This is a genomic window from Niallia sp. MER 6 (assembly GCF_023714395.1).
In the GTDB taxonomy this organism is placed as follows: Bacteria; Bacillota; Bacilli; order Bacillales; family Cytobacillaceae; genus Niallia.
The window spans coordinates 25,389-43,891 of record NZ_JAMAUK010000012.1; the positions used below are offsets into that span (position 1 = coordinate 25,389).

Below are 18,503 nucleotides of genomic sequence, written 5' to 3' on the forward strand. Positions count from 1 at the left end.
AGGACTTTCATTATAAAAATCGCGCTCCACACCATCCTATCCTCGTAGGCATTTTAAGGTGTATAGATGGATGGCAGGTCTCCTGACTTATGACTATTGCTTCCTTGCGCCTTCCCATATGTTTACAGTGGCATCATTGCAAGAACAGCAGTCATTTACAGTGGCGGGACCGTGCTGGATTTTCACCAGCTTCCCTTTTAAGCTTAATGCAAAGCACACCAAGCACCATCCTCTATCTTTTTCATTTTTCATCAACGTTGATTATACACTAAATTAAGCTGTCAAAGTTAGTTAACAGCAAGCATTTTTTTATCGAGCTCAACAGGTATCGGGCGATCAAGATGGATTCCCTCCAGAGACAGCTTGCATGTATATGCCAACAGCCTCACACCAGCCTGTTCAGCTTGGATGAGTGATTCTGCAAAGAAGGGGTCAATATGTGCTGCAGATGTAACTAAATCAACATCTTCCCGCTGGACAACAAATAATATAGCCGTATTCCATGTCCCTTCCTTCGCTATTGCTGCAAGCTCTTGAACATGCTTAGCCCCTCGTGCTGTTACAGCATCAGGAAACATTCCGATCTTCCCCTCTGCAAGTGTGACACTTTTCACTTCAAGCAAAAGCCCCTCGCCTTTTTCATTCTGCAGCATAAAATCCCATCTGGAATTGCCATAAGCAAACTCTGATTTCACCCATTTAAACGTGTTAAGCTCGGGAAGTGCACTGCTTTTCAACACTTTTTCAATCAGCTTGTTAGGAAATGTCGTATTAACAGATACAAATATCCCTTCATGCTCAACAAGCACGGCAGTCCATTTAGTTTTCCTGTTAGGATTTGTACTTGGGAGCACATATACGACCGTATCCTTGACTAACAATTCCTTCAATCTGCCAGGATCAGCTAAATGAACAGTCTCGATAGAGTTTGTTTCTTCGTGCAGACATGTAAGAATAAAGCGATTTGGTCTTTCTTTAAACAGCATTCTGACAAGCGGCTGGGGAAAAGCTTCCGAAATCGAGTTGCTCAAAACTATTCACCACTTTCTAGCTAGTTAATGATAACCTCCCACTCTTTTGTTCTTTTATCATAAATTAGCTTTGCATCATAATTGCTTTGTTTGCTTTTTTTCTCATATTCTTCGTACATATTATCCATATTCAGATAATCACCGATGACCCATATAGGGATTTCAATCCGAAGCCGGTTTTGGCTTGCCTTTTGAATGGAAATGACCATTCCTTCTTTCATTAAACCCTTTAAAAGCAGAACTCCTTGCTGACTCAGCGGTGTATATACCCGCTTCTTTTTTACCCCAAACAAAGTTTTGTCTGCCTTCAAACGGTTCAGTTTCTGTCCTAACACCTCACCGAAAAAGGAATAAAATACAGGAAGGTTTTTATAATATGTCTTATTGAACCAGCCGTCATCATGAGCTAAATATACAAACTGGTTGTTGAGATGCTGATAGAACGGCGCCCTTAAATGGTCTCTTTTATGAGCAAGATATAGTAGCTCCGCAATTGTTTGCCCATCAAGCACATCTAATGCCTCTGTCTCCTCAAAATCGATCCACGCAAAGTCACCGTAACCATAAACATCTTCTTTGGCAAGCTTTGCAATTTTTTGGTCAGAAACATATTCAAACATTGTGTGTGTATGTAATTCTCCGTCATCAAACTGATGCTTCATAAGTAAGATTGATGAAATCGATTCAGATAAAAATTGATAAAATTCGTAAAATTCAATTCCGTATGATAGGACGAATCGTTCCTTTTCATGAAGATGAATATACACTACATCCCGGATATCATGATTGCCTTTTTTCATAAAGTACCCCCCAAACCCTTTAAGCAAAAATAATAGATACTTTTTATCCCATTTAGTTTATCAAAAACAAACTTAAATAGCTTCTAAATGATTTATCGTCAAAAACAAATATGTAAACTGTCTCGGAGTATTTTAATTTCTCCCTGTATGCTTTCCTAATATACGTAGATTGATACAGCAGCAAGCCATTTTCCATTACATTATACAAGGTATCTGTGTTGTTTTATATAATTATCGAAGGAATATAAAAAATGATATATAGATGTAATTTTATTTTAAAAAACCGCCTCAATAAAAGAGACGGTTTTATGATGGGATACCCCTACACAATATTCGTTTTTTTCAATAATCTTTTTATGCTGCTATCTGCTTCCTTCAAAATGAGCGGTTTATCTATTGTTCGCATTATTTTATTTTCCATTACGATTCTGCCGTCAATTATTGTTGTTACTACATCAGCTCTTGTTGCTGAGTAGACAATCCTCGATATTGGATCTACATCATAAGAAGGATATGTGTGGAAGTTTTGTAAATTGAGAATGGCTATATCTGCTTTTTTCCCCACTTCAATGCTTCCGATTTCTTTCTCTAATCCTACTGCCTTTGCGCCGCCGATTGTCGCCATTCTAAATACTGTTCTTGCATCCATTGCTGTCGGACCATGAATTGGCTTTTGGATTAATGCAGCTAATCTCATTTCATTGAACATATCAAGATTATTATTGCATGGAGCTCCATCTGCACCAAGGCTTACTGAGGCATGATTACACAGGAGCTCAGGGGTATCTGCAATACCTGATGCCAGCTTTAGGTTAGAGCCTGGGCAGTGGCTTACATGAACTCCTTTTTCTTTTATAATCCTCTTTTCCTCTTCATCAAGCCAAATACAGTGAGCCAATATCAGCCGCTCATTGGCCAGGCCGAGATGATCAAGATAGACTACATTCCTCATTCCTGTTTCTTCTTGAACAATTTCAATTTCTGTTTTGTTTTCAGATGCGTGTGTGTGTACAAGCACATTATACTTATCTGAAAGCACCTTTACTTCTTTGAGGAGTTCCTCTGTACAGGACACAACAAATCTCGGTGAAAAGGCGTATTTTATTCTTCCTCCATCAAATTGATCCCACTTTTCCAATAAATCCACACTTTGCTGGATAGAGTCTGCCGTTTTTTCTTGCAGAGCCTTTGGCACCTCGCTGCCCTTATCCATCATCACCTTCCCTGAAACCGCCCTGATTCCGCTTTTGGCGATTGCCTGAAAAGCATAATCAGCATGATGAACGGTCTCCATATCGACAATTGTTGTTGTACCGCTTTCCATCAGCTCACCGATCCCCAGCATTGCTGAGTAATAAATTGAGTCCTCATCATGAGCAGCTTCTAGTGGCCAGATTCGTTTGCGCAGCCAATCCATCAGCTCTAAATCATCTCCCTTGCCCCTGAATAAGGTCTGGCATAAATGAATATGTGTTTGCACAAATCCTGGGATTACCGTATGTCCTGCCGCCTCTATTATTTTATCTGCAGTGCTAGCATCAATTTCTGGTCCAATTGCCTTGATAAGGTCATTTTCAATTAATATATCCCCGTTTACTATTTCTTCTTGCCCATTCATCGTTACGATTTGTGCATTCTTGATTAATATTGTCGTCATTGTCCTTTTCCCCCTATACACATAAAAAGCTACGAAAAAACAAGCTGAAAATGCCTGTTTTTTCGTAGCTAGAAATTTACGGTTTCTAAGTAGAGACCCTTAAACCAATTATTAAGGATATACGAAAGTAACATAATTAAATTAACTTTTATAAGATAATATTAACTCAATCTCATTTGACAGCAAGTTAATTGTCAGAAAACTTAACATACTTTTTACAACCCGATGGTAAAAAAATATCCATTTCATTCTTGTTGTTTATTTCATATAATAGTACAGGGTATAAACAACTATGACTTTGGCGGAAAGGAGTGGGAAGTATGATACAAAACATGTCAGACAATCAAATCACACTTCACATTATTAAAACACTGAAAGAAAATAAAAAAGCAGAATTTGAGACAATTGTTGATGAGCTTCAGCCATACGACATTGCTCAAATTTATGAATCACTCCCCGATAAGCATAGGACCCACTTTCTCCTTTATCTAAATACAGATTTGTTAGCAGACCTGCTCGAAGAAGTTAATAAAGAAGAGCAGCTTGATATATTGAATAAACTTGGCATTGAAAAGACAGGGAAGGTTCTTGATTTAATGGACAACGATGACCTCGCATCCCTTCTTAATGAACTTTCACCGGAAAAAACGGAACAATTGCTTTCGGGGATGAAAAAAGAAGAGTCCATCATCGTCCAAAACTTAATGAACTACCCGGATGAAACAGCCGGCCGACTAATGACGAACCGCTTTGTTTGGATACGCGATTATTATTCGACAAGAGAAGCAGTCGATAAGCTTAAGAGCTTTGCTGATTTTGCAGAAACATTAAGCTATCTTTATGTCATTGATCAAAAACGGAAATTAGTTGGAGTAGTATCTTACCGGGATTTATTAATTGCAGAGCCGCAGGATAAAATCAGGGACATTATGTATGAGCGGGTAATCAGTGTTTCTGTTGCTGAGGACCAAGAGCAAGTTGCTCATATCATCCAGAAATATGATTTCTTAGCCATTCCTGTTGTTGATGATGAAAACATGCTGATGGGTATTGTTACCGTCGATGATATTATTGACGTTGTTATCCAGGAAGCTGATGAAGATATTCAAAAATTATCTGCCGGCGGTAAGGATATAGACTTCGATACGAAAGCACATGTTGCAGCATATCGCAGACTGCCTTGGCTTATTTTGCTCCTGTTTATCGGCATAGTGTCAGGCAGTATTATCAGTTCTTATGAGGATATTCTCAGTAAAGCTGTAGCGTTGTCCTTTTTCATGCCGATGATTTCCGGAATGACCGGTAATACTGGCACACAATCGCTTGCGGTTATCGTTCGCGGATTAATTTCTAATACAATTAATAAAAAGATTGTTACTAAGGTAATTTTCAGGGAATTGCTTGTCGGCCTTATAATTGGAGCAACATGTGGCATAATCATCACATTAATAGCATATGTATGGCAAGGAGATCCTGTCTTAGGGTTTGTGGTTGGATGCTCCCTTTTCTTTACACTTATTATCGGCACACTGTCTGGTACAATCATTCCGCTGATCTTGTATCGCTTTAAGATTGATCCTGCAGTAGCTTCAGGTCCACTTATTACTACATTAAATGATATTTTTTCTTTGTTTATTTATTTTGGCATCGCAAGTGCCTTCCTTAAACATATTATGTAAAGCCAAACGCTTCATTAGAATGACTTCCCAATTTCTAATGAGGCGTTATTTTTTTCACTTAAGCAAAAGTTAAATATTTTTTGCCAATATAAAAAAATGGAAACTATTAGTCCCTTGTAACCGTCTTAATAATTGCAATTCATTTCCAGTTATTTATAAGGAGTTTTGCTTATGAGAGGAAGAAACAACAGTGTTTCAGATAAAGTTGATTGGACATTATGTTTGCTGCTGCTGCTGTTTTGTTTGACAAGCTGTGTGTCGATATACAGTGCAGACAAAGATTATCTGCCCTCACAAATTATGTGGTATGTGATCGGCTCGGTCGCTATCGCTGTTATTACTTACTTTGATAATGACCAGTTGAGGAAGCTGACGTGGATTTTATACGGAATCGGAATCGCCCTTCTTCTAGGACTCGTTTTTGCACCGATCACCGATTTCACTCCAGAACGAAACGGCGCTCAAAGCTGGTATGTCATCCCATCTGTTGGCAGCATCCAGCCTTCGGAATATATGAAAGTATTCACGATTATGGCATTATCAAAGGTTATCCATGACCATCATGAAAAGACAGTTTATACTTCATTAAAAACAGACCTTATCCTTTTATGTAAAATAGGCCTTACGGCAGGAATTCCAATAGGACTTGTTATTGTACAAGACTTTGGAACGACATTAGTTTTAATTGCCATCGTCGCAGGGATGGTTCTTGTTTCAGGCATTACCTGGAAGATCATTATTCCGTTATACAGCTCCATTATTTCCTTCGGGGCGCTTGTGATGTATTTAGCTGTTTTCGGCAGAAGCCTGCTCGCTAAATACTTAAGCATCGACCAGTATCAGTTTGCCAGAATTGACTCATGGCTTGATCCTGTTGAAGCAGGAGATTCCGGTCTCCAGCTCGTCTGGTCTCTGCAGGCAATAGGCTCAGGTCTTATTTCAGGAAAGGGCTATGGGAACGTTGAGGTTTATATCCCCGAAAGGCATACAGATTTTGTGTTTACTATTATTGGAGAGGAATATGGCTTTGTGGGTGGAAGCATCCTAATTATTCTATATTTCCTGCTTATATATCATTTAATCAGAACTGCCTTTCTATCTAATGATCCTTACAGCATTTATATATGTGTCGGTGTTATTAGCATGATTGCGTTCCATGTATTTGAGAACATTGGGATGACAATCCAGCTCCTTCCTATTACAGGTATTCCGCTTCCCTTTATCAGCTATGGAGGAAGCTCGCTAATGACGAATATGATGGCAATGGGGCTAATCTTCAGCATTCGCTATCATCATCGCAGCTATATGTTCTCTCCCTCTCTTTCCATATAATAGAAAGCAAAAAAAGCAGCAAATCATTCATTGCTGCTTTTTTGCTTGTTTAAATCCTAGCAGCAACCGGGTATAGTTTTCTAACAGCTGCAGAAAATAATGGTGATATTTGAAAGTTATTTGAACTTATGTGTTTTACACTAGTTTTCCACATGTTTCCTGTATATGATAGTAGTAGAAAGAATCATCAGTAAATTGAAATCAAAACTAAATTAAAATAATTATAATTAAGTATTGATTTTAAATTAAAACTTGTTATAATTAAAGTATGATAAATCGAAGGGAGCTAATCAAAATGGGATTACAAACTAAAGTTGAATTACAAAAAGAATTAAATGTACAAGTAGCAAACTGGAGCGTGCTTTACACAAAACTTCACCAGCATCACTGGTATGTAAAAGGACCTTTCTTCTTTACATTACATGAAAAATTTGAAGAGCTCTACGACGAAGCGGCAGAAGTTGTAGATGAACTTGCAGAACGTTTATTGGCAATCGGTGGAAAGCCTGTTTCCACATTAAAAGAATTTATGGAAACTTCTACACTATCAGAAAGCACAGAAAAATTATCAGCAACTGAAATGGTGAAATCTCTTGTAGAAGATTACAGCCACCTCAATACACAACTTAGAGCATTAGCGGGACATGCTGACGAGCTTGACGATACTGTGACACATGATATCGCAATTGGATTAACAGAAAAAATCGAGAAGCATCTATGGATGCTTACAGCATACTTATCTGAATAAAAAATAAGGCATCCTTTCAAAGGATGCCTTTTCTCATGTTAACTTTGGCTTCAGCATTTTAATATGTCCAGGAAGAACCTTCAGTTCACTTGGTGTTTTTGTGTAAACCTCGCCATCCATATCCACATCCACAAAATGCTCAGAGCTTATTTTAATATGTTTCCCTCTTATATACACAACCTCCTCCATAAACGCCTTATCTGTTTCGAAGTCAATTTTCCGCAAGTCATTTAACTCTTTTACTAGCTGAAAATTTGTATTCCTGACAAGGAAAACATCAACCATTCCATCATTATAGGAAATGGAGAATGGCAATCGTTTCCCCCCAATATAGTTACCATTCACTACTATTGCCAAAACAGCCTTTTCACGTATTTCCTTGCCGTCTATATTCATGACAAGCTCTTTCGGCTCTGTGTTTTGGATGGTTCTAATAGCACTTAGAACATAACTCGCCTTTCCAAGAACGTTTTTCTCCTCTTCCCTAATATTATTTGATGTTTCAGCAACAATGCCTATCCCCCAAAAATTCAAGAAGTAAGCAGAATCAGTTTGAACAATATCAACAGCTTCTTCTTCTCCATTAGAAACAAGCTCCTTGGCTGCTTTTTGCAAATTTTGCTGTATATTTAAAGTCCGGCTGAAATCATTGCATGTCCCCCCTGGCAAGACAGTCAGCACAGGTCGTTTCTGTAAGCCGGCCAGTCCATTTATGCATTCGTGGATAGTTCCATCTCCACCAAGAACAATTACAAGATCTACCTTCTCTCCATACTCTCTGCATATTTCTGCAGCATGCTTTGGCCGGCTCGTTTTAAAAACATGCAATTGATCTATTTCATTTGCAAACACAGGTAAACAGCTTTGAAGCTGTACATCCGTTTCCTTTTTGCCTGCATTGCCATTATAAATAAAAAGGGCATTTTTATATTTCATAGTTTCTATGCATCCTCCTTCTTTTTATACCCTTTACCCATAAAGTACATAAAAGCTAACTTGTCTCTGCATAACTTTGGAAATATCTAGCATTATGATAAAATATAGTCCAAATACAAAAGCAGCGGAGGAACTTATGTGAAAAAACAATTTGTTGTGATTGGACTAGGGAATTTTGGCGGGAGTCTTGTTAAAGAATTTCATGAGGCTGGAACAGAGGTATTGGCAATTGATCAAAGCCTGGAAAGGGTCGAAAAATACCGCCCGTTTGCCACGCACTGTGTACAGGTCAACAATATGAGCGAGGCAACGCTGACAACTCTTGGAATCCGCAACATGGATCATGCTTTTGTTGCTTTGGGAGATGACATTGAGTCGAGCGTACTTACAACCTTGATTTTAAAAGAAATGGGCATGAAGCAAGTTTGGGTTAAAGCAGCAGATACTTATCATAAAAGAGTCCTAGAAAAGATAGGAGCAGACCGAGTCATCCATCCAGAAAGGGATATGGCTAAAAGAATCGCCCATCATGTTATCTCTGAAAAAATGATTGATTATATTGAGCTGTCAGATAAACACGGCATTGTAGAATTAGCTGCCACAGAGAAAGTACACCAGCAAACACTTCTTGAATTAAATGTTCGAGCCAATTTCGGCTGTACGATAATCGGCATTCAACGAAAGGGCGATACAATCGTCTCCCCTTCTGCCGAAGAGAAAATTTATAAAGGCGATACACTGATTGTCATCGGCAGCAATGAAGATATTTACCGATTCGAAGAAGATGGATTATAAGCAAGCGGAGAAAATCCGCTTTTTTTTATGCAGCTAGAATGCAGACCTTCTCTGTTTCCACTCCAATTTCAGCTAACCTTCCTTCTAACTTTTTAGTTTATTCTCAAATCTGACGGGTAATAAGGACAATAAGTCATGACAAGGAGGAATAATATGATAAATAACAGTGGAAATTGGAATGGATGGAACAACTACTTAGACAGATTGCCAGATTTTCTCTTGGCAGTGGTCGTATTAATCCTCGGTTGGATTATCGCAAAAATCATTGAGAAAGCCATTTATAAAGGACTTCAGAAAACAAAGCTCGATGATAAAATTTTTCCTGAAGGAAAACCAAAAAAGTACTCTTCTGAAAAAATTATCAGTAAAATAATATTTTACATTTTACTTGTGTATGTATTCAGTCTCTTCTTTAACATCTTGAATTTAACTGTTATTACATCACCATTAGTATCAATGCTCTCATCTATTTTTGGAGCAATCCCTAATATTCTAAAAGCTGCCATCATTCTATTGGTTGCATGGCTGGTTGCTTCTGGCTTAAAGTACTTGATTAAAAAGTCAGGGAACACATTGAAAGTCCATGAGAAACTTAACAAATGGAAATTACTAGACAACAATCAACAGCAGCCTAACCTGATAGACAAGATTGCGAATATCGTCTTTTATTTTGTACTACTTCTTTTCTTGCCTGCGGTTTTAGGCGCACTTGATTTATACGGGGTTTCAGAACCATTTGCTAACATGCTTCAAAATATTCTTGCATTCCTGCCTAAGCTTCTTGCAGCAGCGTTGATTGTTTTAGTCGGTTATTTTGCAGCAAAAATCGTCCGCACAATCATTACAAGCTTCCTGCAAAGCGTCGGTTTAGAATCATTGGCTAACCGCTTTGGAATGGCGAAGTTATTTGAAAAAACATCCCTATCTACTATAGTAGGTAATATCGTATTTATCTTCATTATGATTCCTGTCGTTATTTCTGCATTAGAGAAACTGGATATAGACGGAATCTCCCAGCCTGCAGTAAGCATGCTGAATGATGTACTGACAATGATTCCAAACATTGCTGTGGCAATCTTCCTTGTATTGCTGGGCGTATGGATTGGTAAATGGATTAAACAAATCGTCTCATCCCTATTATCTGGCTTAGGAATCGATTCTTATGTCCATAAGATAGGAATTGCACCTTCTACAAGCATTGCCAACCTGATTGGTTCAATTGCACAAATTTTAGTTGTTTTCTTGATGGCAGTCCAAGCATTAAATCTGCTCGGCCTTGAGTTCTTAGTTACATTATCAACGGCTGTTGTGGCTTACTTGCCGCAAGTCATTGCCGCTGTTGTAATTATTGGTGTAGGTTTGTGGCTCGGAGTTCTTGTGAAAAACACACTTGCAGGACTACTTCATGGAGCGGCATTTAGACTGCTTCCTTCCATAGCGAAGTACTCTATTATTGCCATTACAATCTTTATGGCATTAGATCAATTAGGTGTTGCTTCTTCTATTGTTACAGCTGCATTCACTCTTATCCTTGGTGGTCTAGCTCTTGCATTCGGACTAGCCTTCGGTCTTGGCGGAAAAGATTTTGCTGCTAAGAGATTAAGAAAGCTTGATGCAAAGATGGATGAATCAGGAATCAATAAGAATCAAGATGACAGCAGTATGTAATAAGCTTATATGTAAAGAAACTCCGCAATTTGCTTGCGGAGTTTTTTTCAATCATCTGAAAAAACCGTCATTTCTTATAAGTTATTAGTTGATATGAAACCAATTTCATAGTTTATGCTTAACTAAACGGCGCAGCTTTTCAGCGTTATATGCGTGAATTTTGCATAGCGTGATGGTCAGCTGCTCCGCTGCTTATTCTTACGGCAAGTCTGTATCAAGCAATTCATAACCGTCTACCAATGTGGACAACGGCACGATTTCGGCATCTTTTTGGTATAACGGAATATATTGTTTCAGCACAGATACAACAGCAGGACCGGAAATGCCTACATGGCCGATTGCAATATACTCGTCCTTCTTATTAAGGTTCTTAACAAGACTTGTTGCCTGCTTTTGGATATGCTGGTTAGAATAAATGTGATCGAAGAACATATTGTTCTCCAAATAAGGCACTTGCAATTCCTCTGCCAGTTTTTTTACGACGCTCTTCCCTGTCGTTTTGCTGTCGAGATAAAATAAATCGTGTTTTTTACACTCTTCTAATATTATCCTCATCACTCTTTCATCCTCTGTAGCCTTTGAACCCATATGATGATTCATCCCAACTGCATAAGGAATACTTTCAATGGCGGAGACAACTCTTTTTCTAATTTCTTCATCGCTTAAATTCGTTGTGATTGCTCCAGGACCAAGCCAGCTTTTTTTACCTTGCTTAGGCTCTAACGGCATATGAATGATAACATCATGCCCCTTTTTGTGAGCTTTAATGGCATCCTCTTTGCTCGTCGGCATAAATGGCATAATTGCCGCAGTGATTGGCACAGGCAGATTCAGCATCTCTTCTGTTCCCTTCATATTGTTGCCGAAATCATCAATGACAATCGCAAGCTCTTTTTTTGCCTGCTGCTTTTCACCCTCCGCATATGCAGTCACACAGGAAAAGGTGAGCAAACAAAAAAGTAATAATGTTTTTCTCATAAAAACACCTCGCTTTTTTCCTTAGTATTTTCTTCTAATCCAGACTTCATCCACTTATTTACTTCCATAAAAAAATGACTTGGCATAAAGCCAAGTCACTATTTGCGATGCATTTTGAATTCCAGGAACAGATCATTATACTCAGCTAAAGACCGCTGCCCAAGATTCTCATACACCTCAAGTTTCGATGTCATTTCCTCATCTAAATAAAAGCGTTTATCAGAAGTAATTTCTTCCGGCAAGTATTGCATTGCCGCTTTATTTGGCGTCGAATAGCCAACATACTCTGTGTTTTGTGCTGCATTTTTTGCATCAAGCATAAAATTGATAAACTGATGAGCACCATCAATATTTTTTGCTGTTTTCGGAATAACCATATTATCAAACCAAAGATTAGAGCCTTCCTGTGGAACCACATATTCTACCTCTTCATTTTCCCACATGATTTCAGCTGCCATGCCTGACCATAGTACGCCAATCGCTGCTTCTTCGTTTTCTATAAGCATACGAATTTCGTCCCCAACTATTGCTTTAACATTAGGAGTCAGCGTATCCAGCTTCTCCTTCGCTTCCCGCAAATGCTTATGATCTTTGTCATTAAGAGAATAGTTTAAGCTGTTAAGGCTCATCCCCATTATTTCTCTTGCTCCATCTATAAGCATGATTTGGTTTTTCAAGTCACTATCCCATAAGTCATTCCAGGAAGTTATCTTTTTCCCTCCGAGCATTTCGGGATTATACACTATACCTACTGTTCCCCAAAAATAAGGGATGGAATATTTATTATCCGGATCAAATGATAAATTCATGAATCTGCTGTCAATATTTTTGAGATTCGGTAACTTTGTATGATCAATCGGGAGAAGGAGATTCTCCTCTTTCATTTTATCAATCATATATTCAGAAGGGATGGCAATATCATAATTCGTGCCGCCCTGTTCTATTTTAGTCATCATCGCTTCATTTGAATCAAATGTCTCATATATAACCTTTATTCCTGTCTCTTTTTCAAACTTATCGATAAGGTCCGCATCGATATAATCTCCCCAGTTATAGACCGTTATCGTATTTCCACCCGCATACCCTCTGCTGCTGTTCACTTGATGAACAACTGCCATTAGGATAGCTGATAAGATGAGAGCTGCTGTCAGCCCTCTTATTAGCCCCTTCATTTGCTCACCCCCGGTTTATGCCTTCTGACTGTTCGCTTCGCAACGAAATAGTAGCCGATGACAAGCAGCAGTGTAATAAAGAATAGCAAAGCAGAAAGTGCGTTGATATTAAGCGAAATTCCTCTTCTTGCCAATGAATATATTTCTACAGATAAAGTAGAAAAACCATTGCCTGTCACAAAGAAGGTAACTGCAAAATCGTCCAAAGAATAGGTTAGCGCCATAAAAAATCCAGCATAGATACCTGGAGCAATATATGGCAGAATAACCTTCGACAGAACTTCCTTCCAGCCTGCGCCAAGGTCAAAAGCTGCATCCATTAAGGTTGGGCTCATTTCCTGAAGCTTTGGCAGCACCATTATTACCACTATCGGAATAGAAAAGGCAATATGCGACAAGAGAACAGATACAAAACCGAGTTTTATTCCTAAAATAGTAAAGAAAATCAGAAACGATGCACCAATGATAACATCAGGACTTACAATCAAAACATTATTTAAGGACAACACCGTATTCCTTAATCGTTTTCTTCTCATCATGGAAAGACTGATTGCTCCAAACACACCGATAATGGTCGCAATCGATGCTGACAGCAGTGCGACAATTATCGTGTTCAGTACAATCACAAGCAGCCTTGTGTCTTGAAACAGCTCTTTGTACCACTTCCAAGTGAAGCTTTGGAAATCATGCATTGTACCACCGCTGTTAAAGGAATAAAAAATCAAATAAAAGATTGGGGCATATAGAAGAATAAAAATGAAAACTAAATATAGTACAGATACTTTCGATAATTTATTCATCTTATCCCCCTCTCTTTCTTGCTACCTGTTAGCATCATAATCACAATCATGATAATAATCAGGAAAACAGCTATTGTAGAACCCATTCCCCAGTCTTGTGTGATTAAGAAATGCTGTTCAATGGCTGTTCCAAGCGTGATGACTCTGTTGCCGGCAATCAATCTTGTAATCATAAACAGAGATAATGCTGGAATAAAAACAGCCTGGCAGCCTGACTTGACCCCATCTATTGTTAATGGAAATATTACCTTTGAGAACGTCGTCCAGCTCGATGCACCTAAATCTTTTGACGCATCTACAAGACTAGGATTCAACTTTTCTAGTGCATTAAAGATTGGTAATATCATAAACGGAATAAAGATATACACACTGACAAACAGGAAGCTGAAATCTGTAAACAGAATTTGCTGTTTACCAATTCCTAAGAAGTCCAGCACCTCGTTTGCTGCACCATATGTTCCGAAAATCCCTAAAAATGCGTAAGCCTTTAAAAGCAGGTTAATCCATGAAGGCAGTATAATAAGGAGCAGCCATAATTGCTTATGCTTAGTCTTCGTTAATATATATGCTGTTGGATAAGCGATAATCAAGGAGAAAAAAGTGATCAAAAACGCATACCAAAAGGAGTTTAACGTCATTTTCAAGTAAACAGGTGTAAAAAACTTTTCGTAGTTACTGAATGTCAGCTGATCTTCAATATCAAAAAAAGAATAATAAACAATCAGCACCACAGGAGCAATTACAAACAACGCAATCCATAAGTAGTAGGGAATCGTATACCAATTTGCCTTATTTTTCATCATTTGCACCTTCATATGCCTCAAGGCGTCTGTCAAACTCTTCTTCTGTTTCTCCTATTCTCATGACATGAATTGCCTCTTTTTCAAAATCAAGACCAATTTCTTCCCCTACAACAACTTTTTTAGTGGAATGAACAAGCCACTCATTGCCATCCTCATCATATCCGCAAATTTCATAATGAACTCCCCTAAACAGCTGGGAATCTACCTTTACTTTAAGCTTTCCTGCATCTGGTGAAGTAATGTTTAAATCCTCTGGACGGATAACAACCTCCACCGCTTCATTATGGTTAAAGCCTTGGTCGACACATTCAAATGTTTTGCTTGCAAAATGAACGACAAAGTCTTTCTCCATTCTCGCTGAGACTATATTGGATTCTCCAATAAAATCAGCGACAAAACGATTAATCGGCTCATCATAAATATCCGTAGGTGTGCCGCTTTGTTCGATTTTGCCTTTATTTAAGACAAATATTTCATCTGACATTGCTAATGCCTCTTCCTGGTCATGTGTGACAAAGATAAACGTAATCCCAAGCCTTTGCTGAAGTTCTCTCAGCTCATACTGCATTTCTGTGCGCAGCTTTAAATCCAATGCAGAAAGAGGCTCATCAAGAAGAATTATTTCCGGTTCATTTACAATAGCTCTCGCAATGGCCACACGCTGCTTTTGGCCACCTGACATTTCACTTATTTCCCTATTCTCATAGGAATCTAAATTGACAAACCGTAATGCGTCCTTTACTCGCTTCTCTATTTCCTGCTTTTTCAGCTTTTTAATGCGCAAACCGAAGGCAACATTTTCAAAAACATTTAAATGAGGAAATAACGCATAATCTTGAAACACCGTATTTACTTGTCGTTTATTCGCTGGAATTTTATTGATAACTTTATCATTAAAGTAAATATTCCCCTCAGTCGGCTCCATAAAGCCTGCGATAAGGCGCAGAATTGTTGTTTTTCCGCAGCCTGAAGGTCCAAGCAGTGTATAGAATTTGCCTCGTTCTATTTCAAAGCTGACATTCTCTAGCACAGTCGTATTTTGGTCATAGGCTTTTGTTACATTTTCAAACCTTATAATAGATTCACCTGGCATGATATTCTCCTTTTCTCCTAAATTTATAAGTAAGAATCAGTTGCTACAAGCAGCAGTGAGGACTTACCATCAGCGATGTTAAAGAACTGGTGCTCCTCTGTCGCATGGAAATAGATGGACTCCCCTTGTCTTGCTCTGTATTCTTGTTTTCCGAGCTTTAACAGCACTTCCCCTTCCAAAACGAAGGCATATGTTTCAGACAGGGAAGGCTCAAACTTTTTAAATTCACCTTTTTTACTAAAGCTAAGCTTTATTGGCTCCATTTCCTTTTCATTGGATTCCGGTACTAGCCATTGAATATGATAGCCTTTTTCTTCATCAAAAAAGTCTGTTACATCCTCTTCTGTATAAACAACCTTCTGCTTCCTCTCTTCATCATCAAAAAATTCTTTTGGGGAACAGCCTAGCACTTCCAAAATATCAAAGAATGTTTCAATAGAAGGAGAGCTTAAATCTCGTTCGAGCTGTGATATATAACCTTTGCTTAAATCTGTCCTTTCCCCAAGCTCTTCCTGGGTCAGACCCTTTTTCAAACGCAAGTTCTTTATCTTTTTACCTATTTCCATATTTTTAACCTACTTTTTTGTTTAGAAATAGTAAACTCAAAGTCATAAAAGTTTAGTGAAACTAAACTTTAAGTTTAATTTTACTCCGTTCATTATACAATAATTTGAATGGACTGCAATCCTATTTTAAAAAAACATCCAACATATAAAAAAATGGAGGACTTTGCTTTCGCAAAATCCTCCCACATTGAATAGAAACTTATTCTTCCTCCATTAACGGTCTATACTTTCCATTCTCCACTTTTTCTATTTTCCCGAAATGTATAAGCTTTTTAAGTGAAGCATTACAGTAAGCAGAAGCATCATACGAATCCCTGCCAACTCTTATCCCAATCTCGGTAGGACCTATTCCAGCTTCCTCGTTCTTTTCCTTATACAAATCACACAAAGCGTTGTATATATTCTGATCTTTTTCGGTAATTCGTAGTTTGGAATATTGTTTCAAAATGTATTCCTCCTAATGCTTCTCCCTTATTCGATAATTTATCTAAGCTGACTTCTGTTCATTTCTCTAACCAAAAATGAATGAAAGACAGACCCCTGTAAAATAAGAATACTAATCATTAACGAAAATAACATTCATTTATGCATATTTTTTACAAAAATAGATATTAGGGTTGATAATCTGATTTGTTAATAGGTATTTCATATCATTTCAATATATAGAACACAGGTATAATAGTCTTAATATTTAGTCAATAAATAGCATTAAACTACGCAAATCACTCACTGTTTCTCCTTCCAAATACTCCCTTTATTAAAAAACTGCTTATTCTCTGCCGGTTTATAGTACATTTATCATTTGTTTTAATTTTGCATAAAAATACAATTTTCCACTATAAACCATAGAGAAGACGCTGCTCTTTAAAGCAGCGTCTATAGCTCTGTATTGTAGAATATCGTTATTTAATTCTCTCGTGCTTCTTTGCCTCGATGGTGATGCCCCATCATAGGTCCTTCATGAAATGGCAGCAGCTTAAGCTTTTTCACTTCTTCTGGGTAACTAATCATCATTTCCTTCAACAGTTCTTTCGGTGTTTTATCCTTCGTTTCAATGCCAAGCTCCTTAGCGGCATTTGTAATCTGGACTTCTCTGACTTCATTTGCAAGAGCTCTTAAATCCTTACCCTCTGTTTTAATGTTCAATTTTTTTGCCTCTGACAGTATTAATTGTTCTCTGACTTCTTTACTGAGCTGCTCAAGTGTTTTACCTTCTGTCTTAATATTTAATTCCTTTGCCTTTTGCTTAATCTTTGCTTCGTATAACTCTTTCATCAACGTGCGTGGATCTTTGCCCTCTGTGCTGATTCCCAGCTTTTTAGCTTCATCCTGCAGTCTTTTTTCATGAACCTCTGCAGCAATTTGCTTCATGTCTTTTCCGTCTGTTTTAATACCAAGCTTACTTGCCTCTTTTTTAATTAAAACCTCATGAATTTCCTTTTTTAGCGCTTCTCCGTCTTTCCCGTCTGTTTTTATTCCTAAGCTCTCAGCCATCTTCTTAATGAAGGCTTGGTCCTCCTCAGGCGCCTGATGGTTTATCGGCGGGTTCTCCGGAGCTGCTTTTGCTGTATGTAAAAAGCTAGGCATCATAAAACTAAGTGTTAACAATCCAACTACCAGTATTTTTTTCACATTGCTTCCTCCTTTATTTTCCTTCCCTCCTATCTTTTCCTTCGTTTCATAATTTATGTAATTTTTTATTGTAAATTAACTTGAAGAAAACAGACATTATTTTTATGATGATCCCGTAAGTTAGAATTAGACTTCCATCCATTCTTTTGCTATTTTACTTATATGGTTTTTCGACTATAAAAGGACAATAATGGAGTTGATTAAATACATGAGCAAGTACAATCAATCATATGTAATAACGATGCAGGATATCGTAAGAGAAGGTGATGATATCCTCAGAGAGAAAATGCCTGAACTTTCACTGCCGCCAACCGAGGAGGATAAGCAAGAGCTTCTGTGCATGCTGCAATACTTAAAAAACAGCCAGGACCCTAGCCTTGCTAAAAAGTATAAGCTTCGTCCCGGTGTCGGCATCTCCGCAAATCAAATCGGGCTTAACAAAAGGATGTTTGCGGCCTTTATTAAAGGTGAAAATGGCAATAACTTTGAGCATATGCTAATCAATCCAAAAATCATCAGCCACTCTGCAAGCATGATATACCTGCCTGACAGCGAAGGATGTCTCTCTATTGACAGACCTGTCATTGGCTATGTGCCCCGTTTTAAAAGAATTACAGTGAAGGCTTATGATATTAACGGGAAAGAAGTAAAAATTAAACTGAAAGACTATGAAGCAATTGTATTTCAGCATGAAATCGATCATTTAAACGGTATATTGTTTCCGGACCATATTAACAGCACTAATCCATTTCAGCTTCCAGATATGGATATCAATCCTCTTTAAGCATAAAAAAGCGACTTTCCCTTTTACAG

The 18,503-nt window shown here is 38.0% G+C and carries 18 protein-coding genes and 2 riboswitches; of the genes, 6 read left to right on the forward strand and 12 right to left on the reverse strand.

The window, feature by feature from the left end; translation table 11 throughout:
• Positions 1 to 55 precede the first annotated feature (55 nt).
• A riboswitch (cobalamin riboswitch) is annotated at positions 56 to 244 on the reverse strand.
• A 43-nt stretch (positions 245 to 287) separates the two neighbouring features.
• The 3 genes from sfsA to M3600_RS15590 all read right to left on the reverse strand — a co-directional run bounded on the left by sfsA (position 288) and on the right by M3600_RS15590 (position 3,488).
• Positions 288 to 1,031 (reverse strand): DNA/RNA nuclease SfsA, encoded by a 744-nt coding sequence (gene sfsA, locus M3600_RS15580; RefSeq protein WP_251646652.1) that lies wholly within the window; start codon positions 1,029 to 1,031, stop codon positions 288 to 290.
• Between the two features lie 20 nt (positions 1,032 to 1,051).
• Complete coding sequence (locus M3600_RS15585; RefSeq protein ID WP_233316909.1) at positions 1,052 to 1,831, reverse strand: hypothetical protein; 780 nt, start codon at positions 1,829 to 1,831, stop codon at positions 1,052 to 1,054.
• A gap of 322 nt (positions 1,832 to 2,153) precedes the next feature.
• Complete coding sequence (locus M3600_RS15590) at positions 2,154 to 3,488, reverse strand: 5'-deoxyadenosine deaminase (protein WP_233316908.1); 1,335 nt, start codon at positions 3,486 to 3,488, stop codon at positions 2,154 to 2,156.
• A gap of 45 nt (positions 3,489 to 3,533) precedes the next feature.
• Positions 3,534 to 3,633: riboswitch (purine riboswitch) on the reverse strand.
• Positions 3,634 to 3,808: 175 nt separating this feature from the next.
• On the opposite strand from M3600_RS15590, the gene mgtE reads away from it, so the two are divergent.
• The 3 genes from mgtE (at position 3,809) to M3600_RS15605 (ending at position 7,247) form a co-directional block, all read left to right on the forward strand.
• A complete protein-coding gene (gene mgtE / locus M3600_RS15595) occupies positions 3,809 to 5,167 on the forward strand; it encodes a magnesium transporter (RefSeq protein ID WP_233316907.1) in 1,359 nt (452 codons plus the stop codon).
• 171 nt (positions 5,168 to 5,338) lie between these two features.
• On the forward strand, positions 5,339 to 6,499 hold the full coding sequence (locus M3600_RS15600; RefSeq protein WP_251646653.1) for an FtsW/RodA/SpoVE family cell cycle protein: 1,161 nt from the start codon (positions 5,339 to 5,341) through the stop codon (positions 6,497 to 6,499).
• A gap of 295 nt (positions 6,500 to 6,794) precedes the next feature.
• Positions 6,795 to 7,247: a Dps family protein gene (locus tag M3600_RS15605; RefSeq protein WP_251646654.1), complete on the forward strand. Its 453-nt coding sequence runs from the start codon at positions 6,795 to 6,797 to the stop codon at positions 7,245 to 7,247.
• 33 nt (positions 7,248 to 7,280) lie between these two features.
• Here the strand turns inward: M3600_RS15605 and M3600_RS15610 are convergent, their stop codons facing one another.
• Complete coding sequence (locus M3600_RS15610) at positions 7,281 to 8,183, reverse strand: YegS/Rv2252/BmrU family lipid kinase (protein ID WP_233316904.1); 903 nt, start codon at positions 8,181 to 8,183, stop codon at positions 7,281 to 7,283.
• A gap of 138 nt (positions 8,184 to 8,321) precedes the next feature.
• Here M3600_RS15610 and M3600_RS15615 point away from each other — a divergent pair, with 138 nt between their 5' ends.
• Positions 8,322 to 8,978: a potassium channel family protein gene (locus tag M3600_RS15615; protein ID WP_233316903.1), complete on the forward strand. Its 657-nt coding sequence runs from the start codon at positions 8,322 to 8,324 to the stop codon at positions 8,976 to 8,978.
• Positions 8,979 to 9,131: 153 nt separating this feature from the next.
• Entirely contained in the window at positions 9,132 to 10,646 is a 1,515-nt protein-coding gene (locus M3600_RS15620) for a mechanosensitive ion channel (RefSeq protein WP_233316902.1), read from the forward strand.
• A gap of 198 nt (positions 10,647 to 10,844) precedes the next feature.
• On the opposite strand, the gene M3600_RS15625 is transcribed toward M3600_RS15620, so the two are convergent.
• From M3600_RS15625 to M3600_RS15660, 8 genes are all read right to left on the reverse strand, one after another.
• Complete coding sequence (locus tag M3600_RS15625; RefSeq protein WP_233316901.1) at positions 10,845 to 11,624, reverse strand: divergent polysaccharide deacetylase family protein; 780 nt, start codon at positions 11,622 to 11,624, stop codon at positions 10,845 to 10,847.
• Between the two features lie 98 nt (positions 11,625 to 11,722).
• Complete coding sequence (locus tag M3600_RS15630) at positions 11,723 to 12,796, reverse strand: ABC transporter substrate-binding protein (protein ID WP_233316900.1); 1,074 nt, start codon at positions 12,794 to 12,796, stop codon at positions 11,723 to 11,725.
• Entirely contained in the window at positions 12,793 to 13,596 is an 804-nt protein-coding gene (locus M3600_RS15635) for an ABC transporter permease (RefSeq protein ID WP_233316899.1), read from the reverse strand. The genes M3600_RS15630 and M3600_RS15635 overlap by 4 nt, the downstream gene beginning before the upstream one ends.
• Entirely contained in the window at positions 13,593 to 14,396 is an 804-nt protein-coding gene (locus M3600_RS15640; protein WP_233316942.1) for an ABC transporter permease, read from the reverse strand. Before M3600_RS15640 ends, M3600_RS15635 begins: the two co-directional genes overlap by 4 nt.
• Positions 14,386 to 15,492, reverse strand: coding sequence for an ABC transporter ATP-binding protein (locus M3600_RS15645; protein WP_233316898.1), 1,107 nt, complete (start codon positions 15,490 to 15,492; stop codon positions 14,386 to 14,388). Before M3600_RS15645 ends, M3600_RS15640 begins: the two co-directional genes overlap by 11 nt.
• Positions 15,493 to 15,515: 23 nt before the next feature.
• Positions 15,516 to 16,058 (reverse strand): helix-turn-helix domain-containing protein, encoded by a 543-nt coding sequence (locus M3600_RS15650; protein WP_233316897.1) that lies wholly within the window; start codon positions 16,056 to 16,058, stop codon positions 15,516 to 15,518.
• 199 nt (positions 16,059 to 16,257) lie between these two features.
• Entirely contained in the window at positions 16,258 to 16,503 is a 246-nt protein-coding gene (locus M3600_RS15655; protein WP_233316896.1) for a hypothetical protein, read from the reverse strand.
• Positions 16,504 to 16,964: 461 nt separating this feature from the next.
• Positions 16,965 to 17,690, reverse strand: a complete 726-nt coding sequence (locus tag M3600_RS15660) for a hypothetical protein (RefSeq protein WP_237940575.1) — start codon at positions 17,688 to 17,690, stop codon at positions 16,965 to 16,967.
• Positions 17,691 to 17,898: 208 nt separating this feature from the next.
• On the opposite strand from M3600_RS15660, the gene def reads away from it, so the two are divergent.
• A complete protein-coding gene (def, locus tag M3600_RS15665) occupies positions 17,899 to 18,474 on the forward strand; it encodes a peptide deformylase (RefSeq protein WP_233316894.1) in 576 nt (191 codons plus the stop codon).
• The last annotated feature ends 29 nt before the right edge of the window (positions 18,475 to 18,503 follow it).

Bases quoted from the DNA above. Each gene is read 5' to 3' on its own strand.
- M3600_RS15585 (WP_233316909.1), bottom strand. From the start codon at position 1,831: ATGAAAAAAGGCAATCATGATATCCGGGATGTAGTGTATATTCATCTT.
- M3600_RS15590 (WP_233316908.1), bottom strand. From the start codon at position 3,488: ATGACGACAATATTAATCAAGAATGCACAAATCGTAACGATGAATGGG.
- mgtE (WP_233316907.1), top strand. From the start codon at position 3,809: ATGATACAAAACATGTCAGACAATCAAATCACACTTCACATTATTAAA.
- M3600_RS15600 (WP_251646653.1), top strand. From the start codon at position 5,339: ATGAGAGGAAGAAACAACAGTGTTTCAGATAAAGTTGATTGGACATTA.
- M3600_RS15605 (WP_251646654.1), top strand. From the start codon at position 6,795: ATGGGATTACAAACTAAAGTTGAATTACAAAAAGAATTAAATGTACAA.
- M3600_RS15610 (WP_233316904.1), bottom strand. From the start codon at position 8,183: ATGAAATATAAAAATGCCCTTTTTATTTATAATGGCAATGCAGGCAAA.
- M3600_RS15620 (WP_233316902.1), top strand. From the start codon at position 9,132: ATGATAAATAACAGTGGAAATTGGAATGGATGGAACAACTACTTAGAC.
- M3600_RS15625 (WP_233316901.1), bottom strand. From the start codon at position 11,624: ATGAGAAAAACATTATTACTTTTTTGTTTGCTCACCTTTTCCTGTGTG.
- M3600_RS15630 (WP_233316900.1), bottom strand. From the start codon at position 12,796: ATGAAGGGGCTAATAAGAGGGCTGACAGCAGCTCTCATCTTATCAGCT.
- M3600_RS15635 (WP_233316899.1), bottom strand. From the start codon at position 13,596: ATGAATAAATTATCGAAAGTATCTGTACTATATTTAGTTTTCATTTTT.
- M3600_RS15640 (WP_233316942.1), bottom strand. From the start codon at position 14,396: ATGAAAAATAAGGCAAATTGGTATACGATTCCCTACTACTTATGGATT.
- M3600_RS15645 (WP_233316898.1), bottom strand. From the start codon at position 15,492: ATGCCAGGTGAATCTATTATAAGGTTTGAAAATGTAACAAAAGCCTAT.
- M3600_RS15650 (WP_233316897.1), bottom strand. From the start codon at position 16,058: ATGGAAATAGGTAAAAAGATAAAGAACTTGCGTTTGAAAAAGGGTCTG.
- def (WP_233316894.1), top strand. From the start codon at position 17,899: ATGAGCAAGTACAATCAATCATATGTAATAACGATGCAGGATATCGTA.